Below are 17280 nucleotides of genomic sequence, written 5' to 3'. Positions count from 1 at the left end.
CTAAATTGTATTTCCATTTCTGCCAGAACTCATACGTGAAGTAAACAGTTTCGGGTTTCAAGCATGCTCTGACTGCTGTACAATAAAATGAATGGTTAAAGAATAAAAAAGGATCATATACATTACCATTAGTCTTTTTCTGGAATACATAAAAGGGGAAACTAAATGAATAAACGAATAAAAATCGCGATCTGCACCCTGCTGGCCCTCATTATGACGCTGACTACCATATATGTATGTCCTACTTTGGCCGCTCCCACTCCTGAAGAAAATCAGATTTTACAAGATAGTCTGTCTATCGTGGAGATCGACCATGAAATCGAGCGAATTAGTCGGGAGCAGCAGGCTCTTTTACAGCGTCAGCAGGAACTGCGTAGTAGTCTAGCTGATCAACAGAAGCAAATGGACCTACAACGTGAGCGTGCAGGTTCTGTGCTGCGATCTTACTATATGGGAGAAAGGGACAAGCTGCTGAGTGTAGTGCTAGGGGCTAAAAGTATAAAGCAACTTCTCTCTTTGTACGATTATTACTTATTACTGATTAGTCACGATCAGGATGTGCTTCAGGAATACGAATCCAATTATCAAATTATGCGAAAAACAGAGCAGCAAGTCGCCCAAGCAACGACGGAACTGGAGACGGTTAAAACAAACCTACTGGCACAACGTAAACGGATTCTCCAACTCCAGTCGCGTGTAGATGACGGCGTTAACGCCAGTGATAACCCTGAAACCCTACGCAAGCTAATTGGTGAAATGACAGCTTATTGGGAGAATGTAGGGGTATACGAGGTAAACAAACACTTTAAAGCATTAGCTCAAGCGATGCAGGATCTGCCCCAATTCATTCAACAACAGCAAGGAGCCATGGTTACAAATGGAAAAATCATTACGATAAGCATTCGTGAAGAGGAATTTAACCGTTTTTTAAAGTCTGAGAATGAATTGTTTAATCACTTCAACTTCTCCTTTGTGCAGGATCGGATTGTGGTAGAAGGTCAACAAGGAACGATGAAATTAAGGGTAGAAGGTCACTATACGGTAGAGAATGAACCGAAAAATGCAATTCTATTTCATGTAGATCGACTGATATTTAACGGGCTGGAACTGCCGGACACGACTCGCAACAAGCTGGAAGAAGATTTTGATCTCGGCTTCTACCCACAGCAGCTTATTTCATATGTCAAAGCCACAGAAGTACATGCTTTAAAAGGCATTCTTGAAGTTAAGCTCGAATTAAGCTTTAAGTAAAAACAAAAGACCTCGGGATGTTCCCGAGGTCTTAATTATTTGTAATAACGATCAAAAGTTATAACAGATCAGCTGCCAACTGCGCGAGTTTGGAGCGTTCTCCTTTTTCCAGCATAATATGCCCGCTAATCCCTTCTTGCTTAAAACGCTCCACCACATAGGTCAAGCCATTACTGGCTGCATCCAGGTAAGGGTGATCAATCTGCTCCGGATCTCCCATCAGAATGATTTTACTCCCCTCACCTACCCGAGACACAATTGTTTTGATCTCATGTCGGGATAAGTTTTGCGCCTCATCGACAATAATAAATTGCCCAGGTATCGAACGTCCGCGAATATAAGTGAGCGCCTCCACCTGAATACTGCCCAAGCCCATCAAAATTTTGTCGATATCGCCTGATTTTTTGGCATCAAACAGATACTCCAGATTGTCGTAGATTGGTTGCATCCAGGGGCGAAGCTTTTCATCTTTTTCTCCCGGTAAATAACCGATATCCTTGCCCATAGGAACAACAGGTCGAGCAATTAACAGTTTCTTAAATCGATGCTCATCCTCTACTTTAAGCAACCCCGCCGCTAGCGCCAGCAGCGTTTTGCCTGTACCTGCTTTTCCAGTAATGGTCACAAGTGGGATATCGTCATTAAGCAAAAGCTCCAATGCCATTCGCTGCTGAGCATTACGCGCGCTGATTCCCCACACCGATTCGTTACTTAAGTACAAAGGTTCTAATCGCTCTGCCTCCTGATTTACTTTCAACAGTGCTGATTTTCCAGTGCCCATTTCATCTTTCAAAATAACAAATTCATGTGGATACAGCGTATAAGGTAGCTTCAGTGGTTTGATTGGTAAAAAACGGTTAGAGTAAAATTCATCTATGATGGACGGATGCACCTGTATCGCCGAGTATCCGGGGTACAACTCACTTGGATCGCCTGTTCTATCGGATAGGTAGTCTTCAGTCAGCAGCCCCAATACATCTGCCTTGATTCTGACCAATACGTCTTTACTAACCAACACCACTGAACGCGGTTCAGACTGCTCCTGTTCTTCCAAGTGATAATTTAAGGCGACTGCTAAAATCCGGTTATCGTTCGAAACCTCCCCGAACATCTCCTGAACTTTCAAAAAACTCCGGTGGTTTAACTCAACCTTAAGCCTTCCCCCTTGGGGAAGTGGAACGCCGCTGTGAAGATGCCCCACTTCTCTCAACCCGTCCAACAATCGCGATACATTACGGGCATTCCGTCCAATCTCATCCGCGTTGCGTTTTTTGGAGTCGATTTCTTCCAGAACAACAGCTGGAATAACAACTTCATGTTCTTTGAAGGTAAAAATGGCTTTCGGATCATGCAGCAGCACATTCGTATCCAGCACAAAAATTTTCTTCATTAAATCCCCTCCAAAGCGGCGTGGACAATCTCATGTTTCATACCTATACCTATTCACCGGCTACTCAATACTTGCTGATTCTCTGAAAAAAGAACCCCAAAGCAGCATAATGCAACGAAAAGTGTAGCTGAAGATAGCCTCAGAGCCTGTACATTTTTAAAATTAGACACAAAAGGCCCAGTGATTGCTCACTGGACCTAGACTGGGTTCACTTTACATTTAGACATACCTCAACCCCCTTATGCTATATAAGAGCTTTACTCGCTGCGAGTATAACATAAGCGGGGAAAAAGATACATACTCAGGAATTGGAAGATGCTTCAGTGCTGTCGCTTGCTTTTTTGGCTAATTCCTCTTGTAGCGCTTGTTTGGCTAAATCGAGCTGTTGCTCATCAATGTACACATAAGGACTACGCCATGTTCCTGCTACAGGATTGTATTTTACATTTTGCTTGGAAATATTCCAATAGGTTTGTACGATATTTTTCATTTGTTGTGACTCAATATCAGTCATCATATTTTTATCAACCGATTTAATAATTGCACTAAACTTGGTCAAAGCGTTAAAGGTTTGCATTTGGTCAATTAGGGAATGAAGCACCTGATTTTGTCGACGATTGCGATCAAAGTCGTCAGATTCAGCTGTTCTCGGACGACAATTCGACTTGCGGTAGCGAACAAAATCAAGAGCTTGGTCACCATTCAAATGCTTGGCCCCAGCTGTCAGGTTAATATCGGTGCCATCAGCACGGTCTCGGTAACACATATTTTTATCAACCGTAACATCTACGCCACCTAGATTATCTACAACATCTCTAAAGCCCTGGAAGTTAATAACCGTTACATAATCAATATTAATATTTAGATATTTGCCGATCATCTTCTTCATTTGCTCTTCAGCAACTTCGCCAGACTCTTTCTCTCTAGCCTTAAACACCGGATAATACTCATTCAGCTTGCGTGGCTTATACCCATCCATTTCTAGACGCGTATCACGAGGCAAAGACACAATGGTAGACGATTTTGTATTAGGGTTCAATGTAGCTACCATAATAACGTCTGACAAATAAGTCGGATGGTCAGGGCGATAGTCGGTTCCAAGCAATAAAATAGTCAAAGGCTTAGCCTCAGCCAATTGCGTTTTGGGCACTTCCTTGTTGATTCCAGTATCCAAAACTTCCTCTACCTGATTGTAAATATAGTAGGTATAACCACCTGCTGCCAAGATACCTATAATGAGTAGAAATAAGACAAACTTCATAAACGATCTGAAAAAGCTTTTTTTCTTTTTCGTTTTTTTCGGTTTGGCGGATTTTTTCCCGCTTTGTGTCCGGGGAGGCAATCCATTCGAAAGATTACTCATGCTTCAACACCTTTTCCTGCGTTTTGAGAAATATAGCTTTCTCCAAGTTTACAATCCTAAAACACATACAGCGGCGCATCCCGTTTCCGGGCGTCGCCGCTGTGGCCGAAGACCAATCCTATGAATTACATATTTGCTTGTGCTGTTTTACGTTGTTTCTCCGCACGCTCGCGCTCACCTTTGTTCAAGATCTTTTTACGCAAACGAATGGATTTAGGAGTGATTTCACAATACTCATCATCATTCAGGTATTCAAGCGCCTGCTCCAGAGAGAAGATAACAGGTGTTTTCAATTTAACCGTATCATCTTTTGTTGCGGAGCGAACGTTCGTCAATTGTTTTTCCTTACAGATGTTAACGACAATGTCGTTATCACGTGTGTGCTCACCAACGATCATACCCTCATAAATTTCAGTCCCTGGCTCCAAGAACAAAATACCGCGATCTTCTACGCCCAGCATACCATAAAATGTAGAGGTGCCGTTTTCCGTGGACACGAGTACACCTTGATGACGTCCACCCACTTGACCGCCAACAAATGGTCCATAGCTGTCAAATGCATGGTTCATTACACCGTAGCCACGAGTCAAAGTCAGGAAGTTTGTAGTGTAACCGATCAAACCACGTGCAGGGATCAGGAATTCCAAGCGAACCTGTCCAGTACCGTTATTAATCATGTTGACCATTTCGGCTTTACGGGAGCCCAGACTTTCCATCACTGCGCCCATGCTTTCTTCCGGAATATCGATGAGAAGACGTTCGATTGGCTCCATTTTTTTACCGTCAATTTCCTTAACGATAACTTCCGGTTTGGACACTTGCAGTTCGTAACCTTCACGACGCATGTTTTCAATCAGGATTCCCAAATGCAATTCACCACGTCCAGATACAATAAAGGCATCCGGGCTATCCGTTTCATCAACACGCAAGCTGACATCTGTTTCGAGTTCTTTCAGAAGACGCTCACGCAATTTACGGGATGTTACCCACTTACCATCGCGACCTGCGAATGGACTGTTGTTAACCAAGAAGGTCATTTGCAGTGTAGGCTCATCAATTTTCAGTACAGGCAATGCTTCAGGATGATTTGGATCGGCAATGGTTTCACCAATGTTGATGTCCTTAATCCCCGCAATCGCCACAATGTCACCCGCGCCTGCTTGATCGGTTTCAATCCGTTTCAGTCCTTGGAAGCCGAACAACTTCTCAATACGCGCTGATTTACTGCTGCCATCACGTTGGATAACTGTGACCGCTTGTCCCTGCTTGATGATACCGCGGTTCACCCGACCTACTGCAATTCGGCCCAGGTATTCGTTATAGTCCATCAGTGTTACGAGGAATTGAAGAGGCTCATCTACTTTCTCAGTTGGAGCTGGAATATGCTCTACCACTGTTTCATACAATGCTTGCATGTTGTCATCTTGCTTTTCAGCATCCATGCTGGAAGTTCCGTTCAGTGCTGAAGCGTACACAACAGGGAATTCTAATTGCTCATCATTTGCACCCAGCTCGATGAACAGATCCAGTACTTCGTCAATGACTTCTGCCGGACGAGCTGCCGGACGGTCAATTTTATTTACTACAACGATAGGCGTCAAATTTTGTTCCAGCGCTTTACGCAGTACGAATTTCGTTTGCGGCATGCAGCCTTCGTAAGCATCAACGACCAGCAAAACGCCGTCAACCATTTTCATAATCCGTTCCACTTCACCACCAAAGTCGGCGTGTCCCGGTGTATCTACAATGTTAATCAGGTAATCTTTGTAAGTGATAGCTGTATTTTTAGCCAAAATCGTAATACCGCGTTCACGTTCCAGATCGTTGGAGTCCATGGCGCGCTCCTGAACAGCCTCGTGTTCTCTAAATGTTCCGGACTGTTGAAGCAACTTATCGACAAGTGTCGTTTTTCCGTGGTCGACGTGGGCAATAATCGCAATATTGCGAATGTTCTCTCTTGCATGCATGGTTTGTATCCATATCCTTTCCGTATATCAAAATAGTGTCTCTATCCTGAAGCAATGCTCATTCAAGGCTAACAATCGTTCTTTAGGCCCACTCCCTGCCAGCCTTCTATATGTTTCAGGCTTTATACAGACAGCTTCTCTCTCCGATTCGCGTGAAAACCTTAAAATAAGCGTCAGAAATCATTCCGACGCTCTTTTCATATCCATTATATTATAGTAGAAATATGTCATAAAGCAAGACATTATTGCCCGTTCCGTAATTTACCGCCATGAAATCTGCACAGCTTGTCGGTTTACCAGTTGCGTTTGCTACGGTTGTTTATGACCAACCAGATTCCAGCTCCGATCAGTAAAACGGCAATAATATACATGATACCTGTACTTAGCAAGGTAATAATCAATAATAGCACCGATATCAAGCCTAATAGTACGCTCCCTGTATATACATTACGAGAAAGCGAAATATCATTAATGGCATACTCCCATAATCCAATCGCCACACCTAGAAGAAACAAAGGCCATAAGTAGCCCATTAAATGCCATCCCCAAGTATTGCAGAGAAAAAAGAGGAAGCCATATACCGACAAAATCCCTGCCGGCAGCAACATAAAGGGTGATACTTTACGCATCATATACATTGCATGTAGCACGATTCCAGGTATTAAAATCAGCAAGGGCCAAAGGTTGCGTCCCAAGAAGGAGAACATCCCCAATTTCCCCAACAAAATAATCAGTCCTACGGCAACAATGCCTACTCCGATCATACGCTCTTTTCCGGAATTCATCGTGGTCTCCTTTGTTTGCTGGATTTGTTTTTGAGTCGTTAAATGTAGTTGTTTTTAAGTACAGTTTTATGAATATAGAATTTTTACAAAAACCGAGCTGAATCCTCGGCATCTGCAAAACCCTATGTCTAGTTTAGCCGATGTTTTCCAAAAAAACCACGTTCAAATATGACGGGGCCGTAGCTGCCGATATATTCCTGCAATGACAACTGCTGCTGCCAACAAGACCGGTAACCATGCATGTATAACCTCACCCAAGTCTGCTAACCATATGCCCAATTTGGGATCACGCAGTAGCATTTCTCCCGCCGTAAAGGCCAGGATGGCAGATCCCAGCAGAACAAGGATCGGGAACCGATGAAGCCAGATTGCTATCACGTTGCTGCCCCAGACGACAATCGGAATACTAATTGCAATACCAATGACTATAATAGCAATGTCCCCATTGGCTAGAGCTGCAATAGCTAATACGTTATCTAGACTCATCACAAAGTCTGCTAATAGTATCACTTGTATTGCCTTCCATATGGTTGTTTCCGCTCTTACTCCCACATGATCATCATTCTCATACAGCAGCTTAAACGCAATCCATAACAGAAGTAAACCGCCCGCCGCCTGAATAAAGGGTATGCCTAGCAAAATGACAGCTACAAAAGTCAACACACAGCGCAGCAGGACCGCGCCGACAGCCCCCCACCATATCGCTTGACTTCTTTGCCTTGCAGGCAAGTTTTTGCTCGCCATGGCTATAACAACTGCATTATCACCGCTTAGCACCAAATTAATCATTAATATTTTCAATAGCAAAATGACATGCTCCATATGTACAAACACCCCCATCCTACATGTATGCGAAATTGGACGAGGCTATGCTTGCAAGCTTTTCGAATAAGTCATAATTTAGTAATAACTAATGGCAATTTGATTGAGTATAAACCTTGAATTCAATAACAAACAGCAATATAATGAATCGTATTTCCGAAAAACGGGTATTAACATAAACAACATGCAATGTTTTGAGGATGTTTAATCAGGGAGATGAGAACGATTGACATGTCCGTACTTCAGTTCTTTTGGCTACTGCTTAATGTGATATTTATTGACCTTCTGCTCGCAGGAGATAATGCGATTGTAATTGGGCTTGCCGCCAGAAAGCTGCCTCCTGCAAACCAAAAAAAAGCGATACTATACGGCACCGGGGGTGCCCTGCTCATCCGCATAGCAGCCACTATTGTAGTCCTCTGGTTACTTCAAGTACCGTGGTTGTTACTCATCGGGGGTGTGATGCTAGTCTGGATCGCGTATAAGTTGCTCGTGGACCAAGAGGATCATGCCGAAGTTAAAGCAGGAACAACTCTATGGGGGGCTATCCGCACCATTATTGTCGCCGATGCAGCAATGGGTCTGGACAACGTTATTGCTGTTGCTGGCGCGGCCCAGCAGCATTTGCTACTTGTAGTGCTGGGCCTGTTAATCAGTGTGCCGATCGTTGTATGGGGAAGCACTCTTTTTATCAAGCTGATCAATAAATTCCCCTGGATTATCTATTTAGGATCGGCGGTGCTTGGTTATACGGCCTCTAATATGATCACTGAAGAACGTAAGCTGGCACCATACTTTACGGAGCATCCGGCGCTGCGTATCTTGTTTATTGCCACCGTTATGGCTGGCATTTTGCTCACAGGATATCTTCAAAATCGCAGAGCAGTATCCCGTCGAGAAAAAGCCGTCTAAAAGAGGTTTCAAAAAAGACCCCACCCAAATAAAAAGGCAGACCCCAATATTGTTGCGGGTCTGCCTTTTTATTAAAACCAATCTTCCTGTATAACTTCCTCTTTACGCCCCTCTACAGCTCCACCTGCCTCAAGGACAACCGTTTCCGTTGTAGCTACAGCCTGATCGATCAAAGCATTTAAATCCCGAATAGTGGCTTCAATCTTCTGAACTACCCACAAATTCGGATTGGTGGTGGGAGATTTAGGAACAAACAATGTACAACAATCCTCATATGGGAGAATGGATAAATCGTAGGTGCCAATTTGCTTAGCGATTTCTGTAATCTCCTGCTTATCCATCATGACGAGAGGTCGCAGCAAGGGGAGTTCCGTCGAACGACCAATCACATTCATGCTGGATAGCGTTTGACTAGCAACTTGGCCCAGACTGTCGCCCGTCACGAGTGCCAATGCTCCTTCACGCTCTGCCAGCATCGTTGCAATTCGCAGCATAGACCGTCTCATTAGCGTAATAATTAAATTATCCTGCCCAGTGCGTGTAAAGGCCGTCTGCACCTCTGTAAACGGTACGAGGTGGATTTTGATTCGGCCTGCATAGCCTGCTAATACTTTTGCCAAATCAATAACCTTTTCTTTCGCACGCTCACTTGTAAACGGATAGCTATAAAAATGTACACATTCGATTTCCAAGCCTCTACGCATGGATGACCATCCTGCTACCGGACTGTCAATTCCACCGGACAGCAGCAGCATAGCTTTGCCGTTGGTTCCTAACGGAAAGCCCCCTACAGCCATAATAACATCACTAAAAATATATGCCGCCTGCTCTCTTACCTCCACACGCAGCTCAATATCAGGTTGACGCACGTCGACCTTCAATGCCTGAAACGTCCGCAAAATAGGAGAACCAATTAAATGATTCAACTCTTGTGAAGAATGGGGGAATTCCTTCCATACCCTGCGGGCATTTACCTTGAATGTCGTTCCCTCGTCTACGTTCAGCTCATGCATTAAAGCTACAGCCGTCTCAATGATAGCATCCAGCTCAACAGGAGCCATTTTGACAGGACTAATCGTCGTGATGCCAAACACCTTTTGCAACACTTGAATGATCTGTTCATAAGGCTCTCCTCCGAGAACTACATAAATCCGTCCAAATTCCTTGCGCAACGAAGCACCTGGAAAAGGCTTAAGCAGCAGCTTTACGTGTTTTAGTACAGCCTTCTCAAAACGAGCGCGATTCTTCCCTTTTAATGTAAATTCGCCGAAGCGAAGTAAAAGCATATCATAGTGCATTTTAACGTTTCCACCTTTCAAGGGATTCCAGCTTGGCTACAGCCTGTCGAAGCGCAAGTATGAGCTCGTCGATATCCTGTTCCGTATGTTCATCACCAAAGCTGATACGTATGCCGCCGGCTGCTTCCGCCTCATTGCGGCCCATCGCCAACAGCACCCGGCTCGGCTCGGCTAATTTTGAAGAGCAAGCCGATTTGGTGGACACTGCCACACCCAATTGCTCCAGCGTATGCAGCAGTACCTCGGCCTTCATGCCCGGATACGAAAAGTGGACAATATGCGGCGCTTCTTTCCCACTGTTCAGCCGCAGTTGTGGGATTGTTTTCACTTCTGCGGCCACCCGTTCTCTCCACTCGATCATGCGCCGTGCAGTCTCTGCTTGTCGTTCGCCCGCTAGCCGTACTGCCTTGGACATACCGACAAGCAGTGGTACATTTTCGGTACCCGCACGAACCCCTTGCTCCTGAGAGCCACCACTAAGCAATGGGAAAAGCTCTACGCCTTCCCGAACGAATAGCAATCCAGCACCTTTGGGTCCACGCAGCTTATGCGCCGAAAGGCTGTACAGATCAGCCTGCCAGCCCCGGAGATCAACCGGCAACTTGCCAAATCCCTGTACACCGTCAATATGAAATAGAACACGGGGGAAGCGCTTTTTCAGCGCAACTCCAATATCTCGCAACGGTTGCACCCTTCCTGTCTCATTATTGACATGCATGATACTGACTAAAATCGTATCTTTACGAACAGCTGCGCAAACCTGTTCGGCACTAACATGACCTCCCTCATCCACAGGTAAAAAAGTAACCTCAAAACCCAAATTTGTCAGCTGTTTGCAAGCTTCATACACAGACGGGTGCTCTGTCGATACAGTCACGATATGCTTGCCTCTGGTCTGATACTGCAAAGCCGCCCCCTTAACGGCAAGATTGTTGCTTTCCGTTGCCCCGGATGTGAAGACAATCTCCGCAGGAGATACTCCCAAAGCTGCAGCGCATACTTCGCGCGAGCGCTTGATCAACTTATCCGCATTCTCTCCATACCGATGCATGGAAGACGGATTGCCATAATGTCGTCTCATTACCTCGGCAACGGTTGTAATCACCTCTTCAAAAGGCGGAGTTGTCGCGGCATAATCAAAATATTTCATTAAACTCCCCTTTCTGCCCCACAACTGTTACAACAAAAAAAGACCAAAACAGGGAAAGGCCGCTTCATTACAGCGACACCCTTTCCCCATATTGATCCTGTCTGCGGACCTAATCGAATTGAAATTACGCACTTTTATGCTATAAGCTATAGGGCTTAGATGGTATATTTTTCACGTGCATTCTGAATTTTGGAAATATATCTTTGCGTTTCTACCGGAAGCTTGTCCAGTACAGACATCAACTGCTCATCACTACTTACGCCAAGCCGCTGTACCCGTCCGGGACCTGCATTGTATGCAGCCAGCGCCATATTTTCCTGTCCGTTAAAACGTTTAATCTGGTAAGACAAATAGCGTACGCCAGCATCAATATTTTGTGCAGGATCATAGGGGTCACTAACTCCCAGACCTTGAGCTGTAGCGTCCATCAACTGCATAAGTCCTTTGGCTCCAGCCGAAGAAGTAACCGACGGATTAAACGAAGATTCCGTATCAATAACTGCTTTAATCAAAGCTACCGGAACGCCGTATTTCTGACTTGCCTCATTAATCAAACTATCGTACGCTGTAGCTTTTGTAGGTCCATCCGTTGCCATATTGGAAGAAGCAGAATAGACTGCCAATGACGAAGTCGTTCCCCTCGATGGTCCCAGTTGAAGCCAGAGCAAGCCGTTTTCATCTCTGGTAACATCGCCTGAATTTTCTCGAGTGACAGCATTATCTGTTTCCAGCTGACCTACTTGTTCCAGCAATCCAGAAAAAGCATCCGCTGTACCCGTCTGGGTCGTAGCACTCATATTATTTAACAGCTGCATGTCTAACATGGATTTGGACACGCGCGGATCAATTTGCATGTGGTGTTCCCAACTTTCTATAGTTGTTATATCCCAAATAGCTTGTCGTTATTGCTATGATACAACTTTTTACTATGTACTTCCATACTTTTTAATGAAAAAAAGCTCCGTTTCTGTCGAAAAGACAGCGGAGCTAAGATACCGGAACCTTTAACCAACAGGGTTAGCGCACAAATGGGATAAAAGCAAAATAACTCAATGTTGCTAGTGCACCAAGACCAATCGACCAAATACCGGTTGTTTTACTGCCATTTACATAAGCAAAAAATCCTAAAACTGCTGCAATGGGTCCCAGCACAATAGACCACATAAACAATGATGCGATACCTGCAGCCAGCCCAATATAGCCGGAAATACGACCACTATTGTTAATAACCTGCTCTTTACCGTTGTTCTCATGTCTGGTCACAACTGGCGAGCCAGGAGCAACCTCTGCTGCATATTCCTCACGATGATGGCGGCGCTTGGCAGAGCGTTCCTGAACATGACGAGGATAATCTACACGTTCACGGCTAACATGCTCTTCATTCTTATGCTTATCGTTTTCATGATCTTCCATAATAACTGCACCTCCAAATGGAAATGAATCGCGTTATACATTTACAGAGACTTCGGCTTAAAGGTGTGGCAACAGGTTGCAGCAGACGTTGCAGCCTTATCACGTTCATCTGAACTAAAGCTTTCCCCCGCATACTCTTCTTTGAATTTTTTTCCGGCATGACCGTCTACTTCAATCATGATCAAATCTGCCTTGCAAAAGTTGTTTTCTCCCCAATAATGGCAATTGGCTACGCTGCACTTTACGATTGGCTTGGCCTCTTGGCTCATGATCATCACCTCGGATTCATTGTCCCCCCGCTCCCCTGCACCTATGCGTTCATGGCATATGGCAGTTGGTGACATACGAAAAAAGCCGCTTCCCCTCGCCTCCTCCAAACTGGCAGGAACAAGTGAAAACGGCTTGCTTGTCTTGTTTTAGTTTTTGATTAGAAATGAATTTCTTGGATTGATTGCTTTAGGCATGAGTACGACGAGTCTGCATCCGGCGCTGTGTCAAATAATCACTTTCATAATAAGTCAGATCATCACGCAATTCTTCAAAGTTTTTCGTAATGTCCATGATCACTTCGCGGGCGGCTGGCACTGGCGTTTTACGGAAGCGGATAGCATCTTGTCCCGTATAAGCATAGCGTCCGTCCTCTGCGTAAGTTTCATTTTTGGGATAAAAAAAGCTGTTCACGCAGTCATGGTATACGTTATACAATGCCTTTTCCGCAAAATCGACGTCAAAGTTGGCACGGCGCAAAGCCACACCCAGCTTTTCATAGGATACTTCGGAAAAAACAAGGACATGGCGGAGATCCGACAAAAAACCTTTGTAAAAAAGTACGGACTCCTCATTACCATCCACAGCCAGTTGCGGCAGAGCATGCTCATTGAGGAATGTTTCCACACGTTTCACGGCAGTTTTCAGTCTTTCCTGCGCCGACTCACATAATTTTTGTACGTTGACTGCTGACATCAAGGCAGCTCCCCCTTATTTGTTGCTTGTTCATCAATTTGGTTACCCGAAAATAGTCCCTTCTAACCGAAAGAGCTGTAATTTTCAGTATTTATCCTACCACAAATAAGCATTGAAAGGTATAAAAACATGCCAATCTCCTCACGCTAAACCATAAATTTATGAATACTCAAGGAGGACGGTTTCATGTCTCGGCCAAAATGGTTAAACCCCCTGCTCGGAGCAGCTGCCGGGGTGCTTCTGATCACACTGATGCTGCCTTCACGCGATCACCGCCAAACACCACAGCCCGAATATACGACCAAGATGGTACCACAGCAGGAGAAGCAGCTTAAAAAAGGAATGTTGGCTTTGGACCTGTCCGCTACGGAAACCCTCACACGGATGGACGCAAGACAAGATATTCAATACGTAATGCGGGAGCTGAATGGTAAAACTGCCAATCGGAAAAGACAGTTCACCCACACATTGCAGCAATCACACAGTCATCTTCATACGCTCCAGTGGATTCACATTAGGGACGGAAAGACTGACACCTACACAGGCAACAAAGCACAGACAAGTCTGCTGAACCACCCTCAAATTCAAAGCAGCTTGGCTGCGGCTCGTCGTTCCGTCATGCAAAATAAATCCTATGAATCGGCTGCTTTTCAAGTTGAGGGCGGTAAATATTTCGTCATGGCTGAACCATCGGCTGATGGAACATGCGGCGTTGCCGCCCTGGTCAGTCAGCAAGTATTGCGTGACGTGGAGAAGCACCAGCGCAAAAATTTGCGTTTAATTCCCTATCCAAAAGAAGGTAGCTACAAAATCGAATCCGTACATCCCGACACATTGCACGATATCACGGTCAAAACGGGTCACGACAACGAAAATGCAAGCCATTATTTTGAAAACGAAATTGTCGTTCGCTTCCGTCACAATCCTGATTCACGACAATTGAAGGAAATTGCAGAAGATTTGCACTGTGAACCAGGCCGTAAGCTTGGTTATACTTATGTATTTCATTCGGATAAGATGAACTTTAAAGAGCTAAAGCAATACTTTTCACAAAAGTGGAACCCGCTTTATGCTGAGCCTCACTATATGTATCTGACCAATGAGAAAGCACCTATCAATGCCGACAGCTCTATTCCTAATGATCTGCTCTTTTCTCGCTATCAATGGAACCTGCCTGCTACCGAAACCAACAGAGGCTGGAAACTAAGCAAAGGCAGCAAGGATGTAATTGTCGCGGTTGTAGATACAGGAGTGGATTTGGATCACCCTGATCTAAAAGGCCAAATTCTTTCTGGGCATAACGTGGTAAACCCGTCTGAAAAGCCTTATGATGACGTCGGTCACGGAACGCATGTCGCCGGCATCATTTCTGCGCTCGTTAATAATGGTGAGGGAGTCGCCGGTATGACGTGGTACAACAAGGTCATGCCGATCAAGGTACTTGACCAATCTGGCTCCGGTACAACTTACTCGGTTGCAGAAGGTATTATATGGGCAGCTGATCACGGGGCCAAGGTCATCAATTTGAGTCTGGGCAACTATGCACAAGCTTCATTTTTACATGATGCGATCAAATATGCCTATGACAAAGATGTTGTATTAGTTGCAGCCACAGGCAATGATAATACAGAGCGACCTGGTTATCCAGCAGCGTACCCTGAAGTATTTGCCGTTTCCGCTACAGACTCTTCTATGCACCGCGCATCCTTTTCTAACTACGGCGATTATGTGGACGTCATGGCTCCAGGTGCAAGTATTGCCAGTACGTATCCTGGGAATCAATATGCTGCACTATCGGGTACTTCAATGGCCAGTCCACATGTATCAGCGTTAGCTGCCCTGATTCGATCCGTTAACCCTGATCTAACCAATAAAGAGGTAATGGATTTAATGAGAGACAGCGTAATTGATTTGGGCACACCAGGGCATGACAAATATTTTGGGTATGGTCAAATCGACGTGTATAAAGCATTGAAAGCAGCACAGCGTCCCTATGTTCCCCTGCAATTCTATCCACAGCATTTCAGTGACAAGTTGAAATCCATATTAAAGAAACTGGAAGCCTAGGATACCCCTTTTGGAAAAAGCAGCCATGTTGCTCCATGGCTGCTTTTTAGGCTTTCTTAACGCTTGGAACTGGTACGGACAGGTCGCTTTCCATGACTGCGTGTATGACAGCATGGGTCACCAGGATCCTTGACAACCACCGGAAATACGTGGTGGGGCACAGGTATAACATGCGCCTGATTGATGATCTCAATCGGATGAACAACAGGTACCACCTGTGGGTAAAATTGATGATTTACAAATTGGATCGGCGGGCACACGACCGGGTCGTAATGACAATGACTCATAATGTGCAACTCCTTTCGGTGAATTAGTACAGCATATTAAGGAGGCATATGCTGTGCTTGGATGTTTAACCCCTAATACAATTATCCCTTATAAAATAGGCTTTCGTTCCACAATGACCGAATGATCAAGAATATCGCCCAACAAATTACATAGCTTGCGCAGACCTGATTTAAGTGTTTCCTTGTCCGTATACGAAAAAGAAATACGGATATGATTACTATCCATACCACCTGCATAGCACACCGCACCAGGCAAAAAGGAAATGCCTTCACGGTCAGCTACCCGCTCCAATTCTGGAATATCCACCATAGAGGGAAGTTTAATCCATACATTGAGACCACCTTCAGGAGCATACCAGGTAACTTCTGGCGGAGCATAGCGCTGGAGTGTATTCAATGCGACAGTTAGACGATCCCGAATTTGTTCTCGCAATGAAACAAAATGCTGGTCAAGTCGATTCCTGAGAAAAGGTAGCAATGTTTTTTGCGTTAATAGAGGACTTCCCAAATCCGTAGTTGACTTGGCAGCCACCAAACGATCCATTACACTCCCAGTTGCCGCTACACAAGCTATGCGGCAACCAGGAGCAACGGTTTTGCTGAAACTTTTGATATAGACAACATGCCCGGACTGATCATGCGCCTTGATAGAGAGAGGGGGTTTAGTTTTGTAATACAGATCGGAAAATGGATCATCCTCAACAATGAGACAGTGATAACTTTGAGCCAGATCCAGTAATTGCGTGCGTCTGGCCATCGTCAAAGTTACGCCGGTAGGATTATGAAAGGTAGGTATGGTATAGATCAATTTTGGGGGATGGGTATCACAGAGACGTGTCAAAATATCAATCCGCATCCCCTCCTCGTCCATCGGAATCATAATTACTTTGGCACCACGACTAGTAAACACATCAATGGCCCCAGTATAGGTAGGAGCTTCCATGTAGACCACATCTCCCGGGCCAACAAACGTACGCGCCACCAGGTCAATCCCCTGTTGAGCTCCGCTGGTCACAAGCAGTTGCTCTGCCACTGTAGGTATACCACGTTCACTCAAGTGGTCTGCGAACACTTCTCTTAGTTCTAAATCACCTTCAAAAGTTCCATATGCAGCCATTACATCGGAATTCTCAGAGGATAAACGATGAGTATCTGCGATGATTTCGCGCGTTGGAAGAAGCTCCGGCTGTATTGCCGCTATATGAAAAGAATAGGTAGCCTTTCGGCTATGGTTAAAGTTTCTCCATAACTGTGCACGCGGCAAATAATCGATCAACGACATCTGCCAAGACAAATCCTGCGTCCCCTCATGATAAATCGGTACTGAAGCTTCCGCCACATAGCAACCTTTTCCCTGTGTACACGTAACCAGATTCATGGACTCCAGCTCGGCATACGCCTTGCTTACAGTTACAGGACTCACCGCAAGCAGACTGGACAGATGACGGATAGAGGGAAGCTTGGTACCCTGAGGTAGTAGCCCTGACTGAATGCGATCCGCTAATGTTTTGGTAATCTGTAAATATAACTTGACACTGCTGTTGCGGCTGAGATCAATATGCATCGGAACCCTTCCCTCCAAAAATCAACTGTTACATTTAGACGTTTACTG

The 17280-nt window shown here is 45.0% G+C and carries 16 protein-coding genes; 3 read left to right on the top strand and 13 right to left on the bottom strand.

Features of this window, described 5'->3' with window-relative positions; genetic code table 11:
- The first annotated feature begins 165 nt into the window (after window positions 1-165).
- Window positions 166-1251, top strand: a complete 1086-nt coding sequence (locus KSP24_RS02395; protein ID WP_216974368.1) for a coiled-coil domain-containing protein — start codon at window positions 166-168, stop codon at window positions 1249-1251.
- 58 nt (window positions 1252-1309) lie between these two features.
- Here the strand turns inward: KSP24_RS02395 and KSP24_RS02390 are convergent, their stop codons facing one another.
- The 5 genes from KSP24_RS02390 to KSP24_RS02370 form a co-directional block, all read right to left on the bottom strand.
- Window positions 1310-2641 carry a PhoH family protein gene (locus KSP24_RS02390; RefSeq protein ID WP_013372109.1) on the bottom strand — a complete coding sequence of 444 codons (1332 nt, stop codon included), beginning with the start codon at window positions 2639-2641 and terminating at the stop codon, window positions 1310-1312.
- 301 nt (window positions 2642-2942) lie between these two features.
- A complete protein-coding gene (locus tag KSP24_RS02385) occupies window positions 2943-4004 on the bottom strand; it encodes an LCP family protein (protein ID WP_013372110.1) in 1062 nt (353 codons plus the stop codon).
- 125 nt (window positions 4005-4129) lie between these two features.
- Window positions 4130-5971 (bottom strand): translational GTPase TypA, encoded by a 1842-nt coding sequence (typA, locus tag KSP24_RS02380; RefSeq protein ID WP_013372111.1) that lies wholly within the window; start codon window positions 5969-5971, stop codon window positions 4130-4132.
- Between the two features lie 293 nt (window positions 5972-6264).
- Window positions 6265-6756: a hypothetical protein gene (locus KSP24_RS02375; protein ID WP_013372112.1), complete on the bottom strand. Its 492-nt coding sequence runs from the start codon at window positions 6754-6756 to the stop codon at window positions 6265-6267.
- A gap of 162 nt (window positions 6757-6918) precedes the next feature.
- Window positions 6919-7578: a TerC family protein gene (locus tag KSP24_RS02370; RefSeq protein WP_016324552.1), complete on the bottom strand. Its 660-nt coding sequence runs from the start codon at window positions 7576-7578 to the stop codon at window positions 6919-6921.
- Between the two features lie 216 nt (window positions 7579-7794).
- Between KSP24_RS02370 and KSP24_RS02365 the strand changes: the two genes are divergently transcribed.
- Window positions 7795-8490 (top strand): TerC family protein, encoded by a 696-nt coding sequence (locus tag KSP24_RS02365; RefSeq protein WP_216974367.1) that lies wholly within the window; start codon window positions 7795-7797, stop codon window positions 8488-8490.
- A 71-nt stretch (window positions 8491-8561) separates the two neighbouring features.
- Here KSP24_RS02365 and thiI read toward each other — a convergent pair whose 3' ends face one another.
- From thiI to KSP24_RS02335, 6 genes are all read right to left on the bottom strand, one after another.
- Window positions 8562-9788, bottom strand: a complete 1227-nt coding sequence (gene thiI, locus KSP24_RS02360; protein WP_216974366.1) for a tRNA uracil 4-sulfurtransferase ThiI — start codon at window positions 9786-9788, stop codon at window positions 8562-8564.
- Window position 9789: 1 nt separating this feature from the next.
- Window positions 9790-10938, bottom strand: coding sequence for a cysteine desulfurase family protein (locus KSP24_RS02355; RefSeq protein ID WP_013372117.1), 1149 nt, complete (start codon window positions 10936-10938; stop codon window positions 9790-9792).
- A gap of 155 nt (window positions 10939-11093) precedes the next feature.
- On the bottom strand, window positions 11094-11792 hold the full coding sequence (locus tag KSP24_RS02350) for a lytic transglycosylase domain-containing protein (RefSeq protein ID WP_129549624.1): 699 nt from the start codon (window positions 11790-11792) through the stop codon (window positions 11094-11096).
- A 163-nt stretch (window positions 11793-11955) separates the two neighbouring features.
- Window positions 11956-12351 (bottom strand): hypothetical protein, encoded by a 396-nt coding sequence (locus tag KSP24_RS02345; RefSeq protein ID WP_013372119.1) that lies wholly within the window; start codon window positions 12349-12351, stop codon window positions 11956-11958.
- 41 nt (window positions 12352-12392) lie between these two features.
- Window positions 12393-12620, bottom strand: a complete 228-nt coding sequence (locus KSP24_RS02340) for a DUF1540 domain-containing protein (protein WP_013372120.1) — start codon at window positions 12618-12620, stop codon at window positions 12393-12395.
- 187 nt (window positions 12621-12807) lie between these two features.
- Window positions 12808-13314 (bottom strand): YpuI family protein, encoded by a 507-nt coding sequence (locus KSP24_RS02335; protein ID WP_025677687.1) that lies wholly within the window; start codon window positions 13312-13314, stop codon window positions 12808-12810.
- A 186-nt stretch (window positions 13315-13500) separates the two neighbouring features.
- Between KSP24_RS02335 and KSP24_RS02330 the strand changes: the two genes are divergently transcribed.
- Complete coding sequence (locus KSP24_RS02330; protein WP_216974365.1) at window positions 13501-15381, top strand: S8 family peptidase; 1881 nt, start codon at window positions 13501-13503, stop codon at window positions 15379-15381.
- A gap of 56 nt (window positions 15382-15437) precedes the next feature.
- Here the strand turns inward: KSP24_RS02330 and KSP24_RS02325 are convergent, their stop codons facing one another.
- On the bottom strand, window positions 15438-15668 hold the full coding sequence (locus KSP24_RS02325; protein ID WP_013372124.1) for a hypothetical protein: 231 nt from the start codon (window positions 15666-15668) through the stop codon (window positions 15438-15440).
- Window positions 15669-15756: 88 nt separating this feature from the next.
- The gene (gene pdxR, locus KSP24_RS02320) at window positions 15757-17232 is read right to left on the bottom strand and encodes a MocR-like pyridoxine biosynthesis transcription factor PdxR (RefSeq protein WP_216974364.1); all 1476 of its coding nucleotides are present in this window, start codon (window positions 17230-17232) and stop codon (window positions 15757-15759) included.
- Window positions 17233-17280 lie beyond the last annotated feature (48 nt).

It is taken from the genome of Paenibacillus sp. AK121 (assembly GCF_019042715.1).
Taxonomy (GTDB): Bacteria; Bacillota; Bacilli; order Paenibacillales; family Paenibacillaceae; genus Paenibacillus; species Paenibacillus polymyxa_C.
The sequence above is the reverse complement of the archived record's forward strand: the minus strand, read 5'-3'. Positions and strand labels throughout refer to the sequence as shown.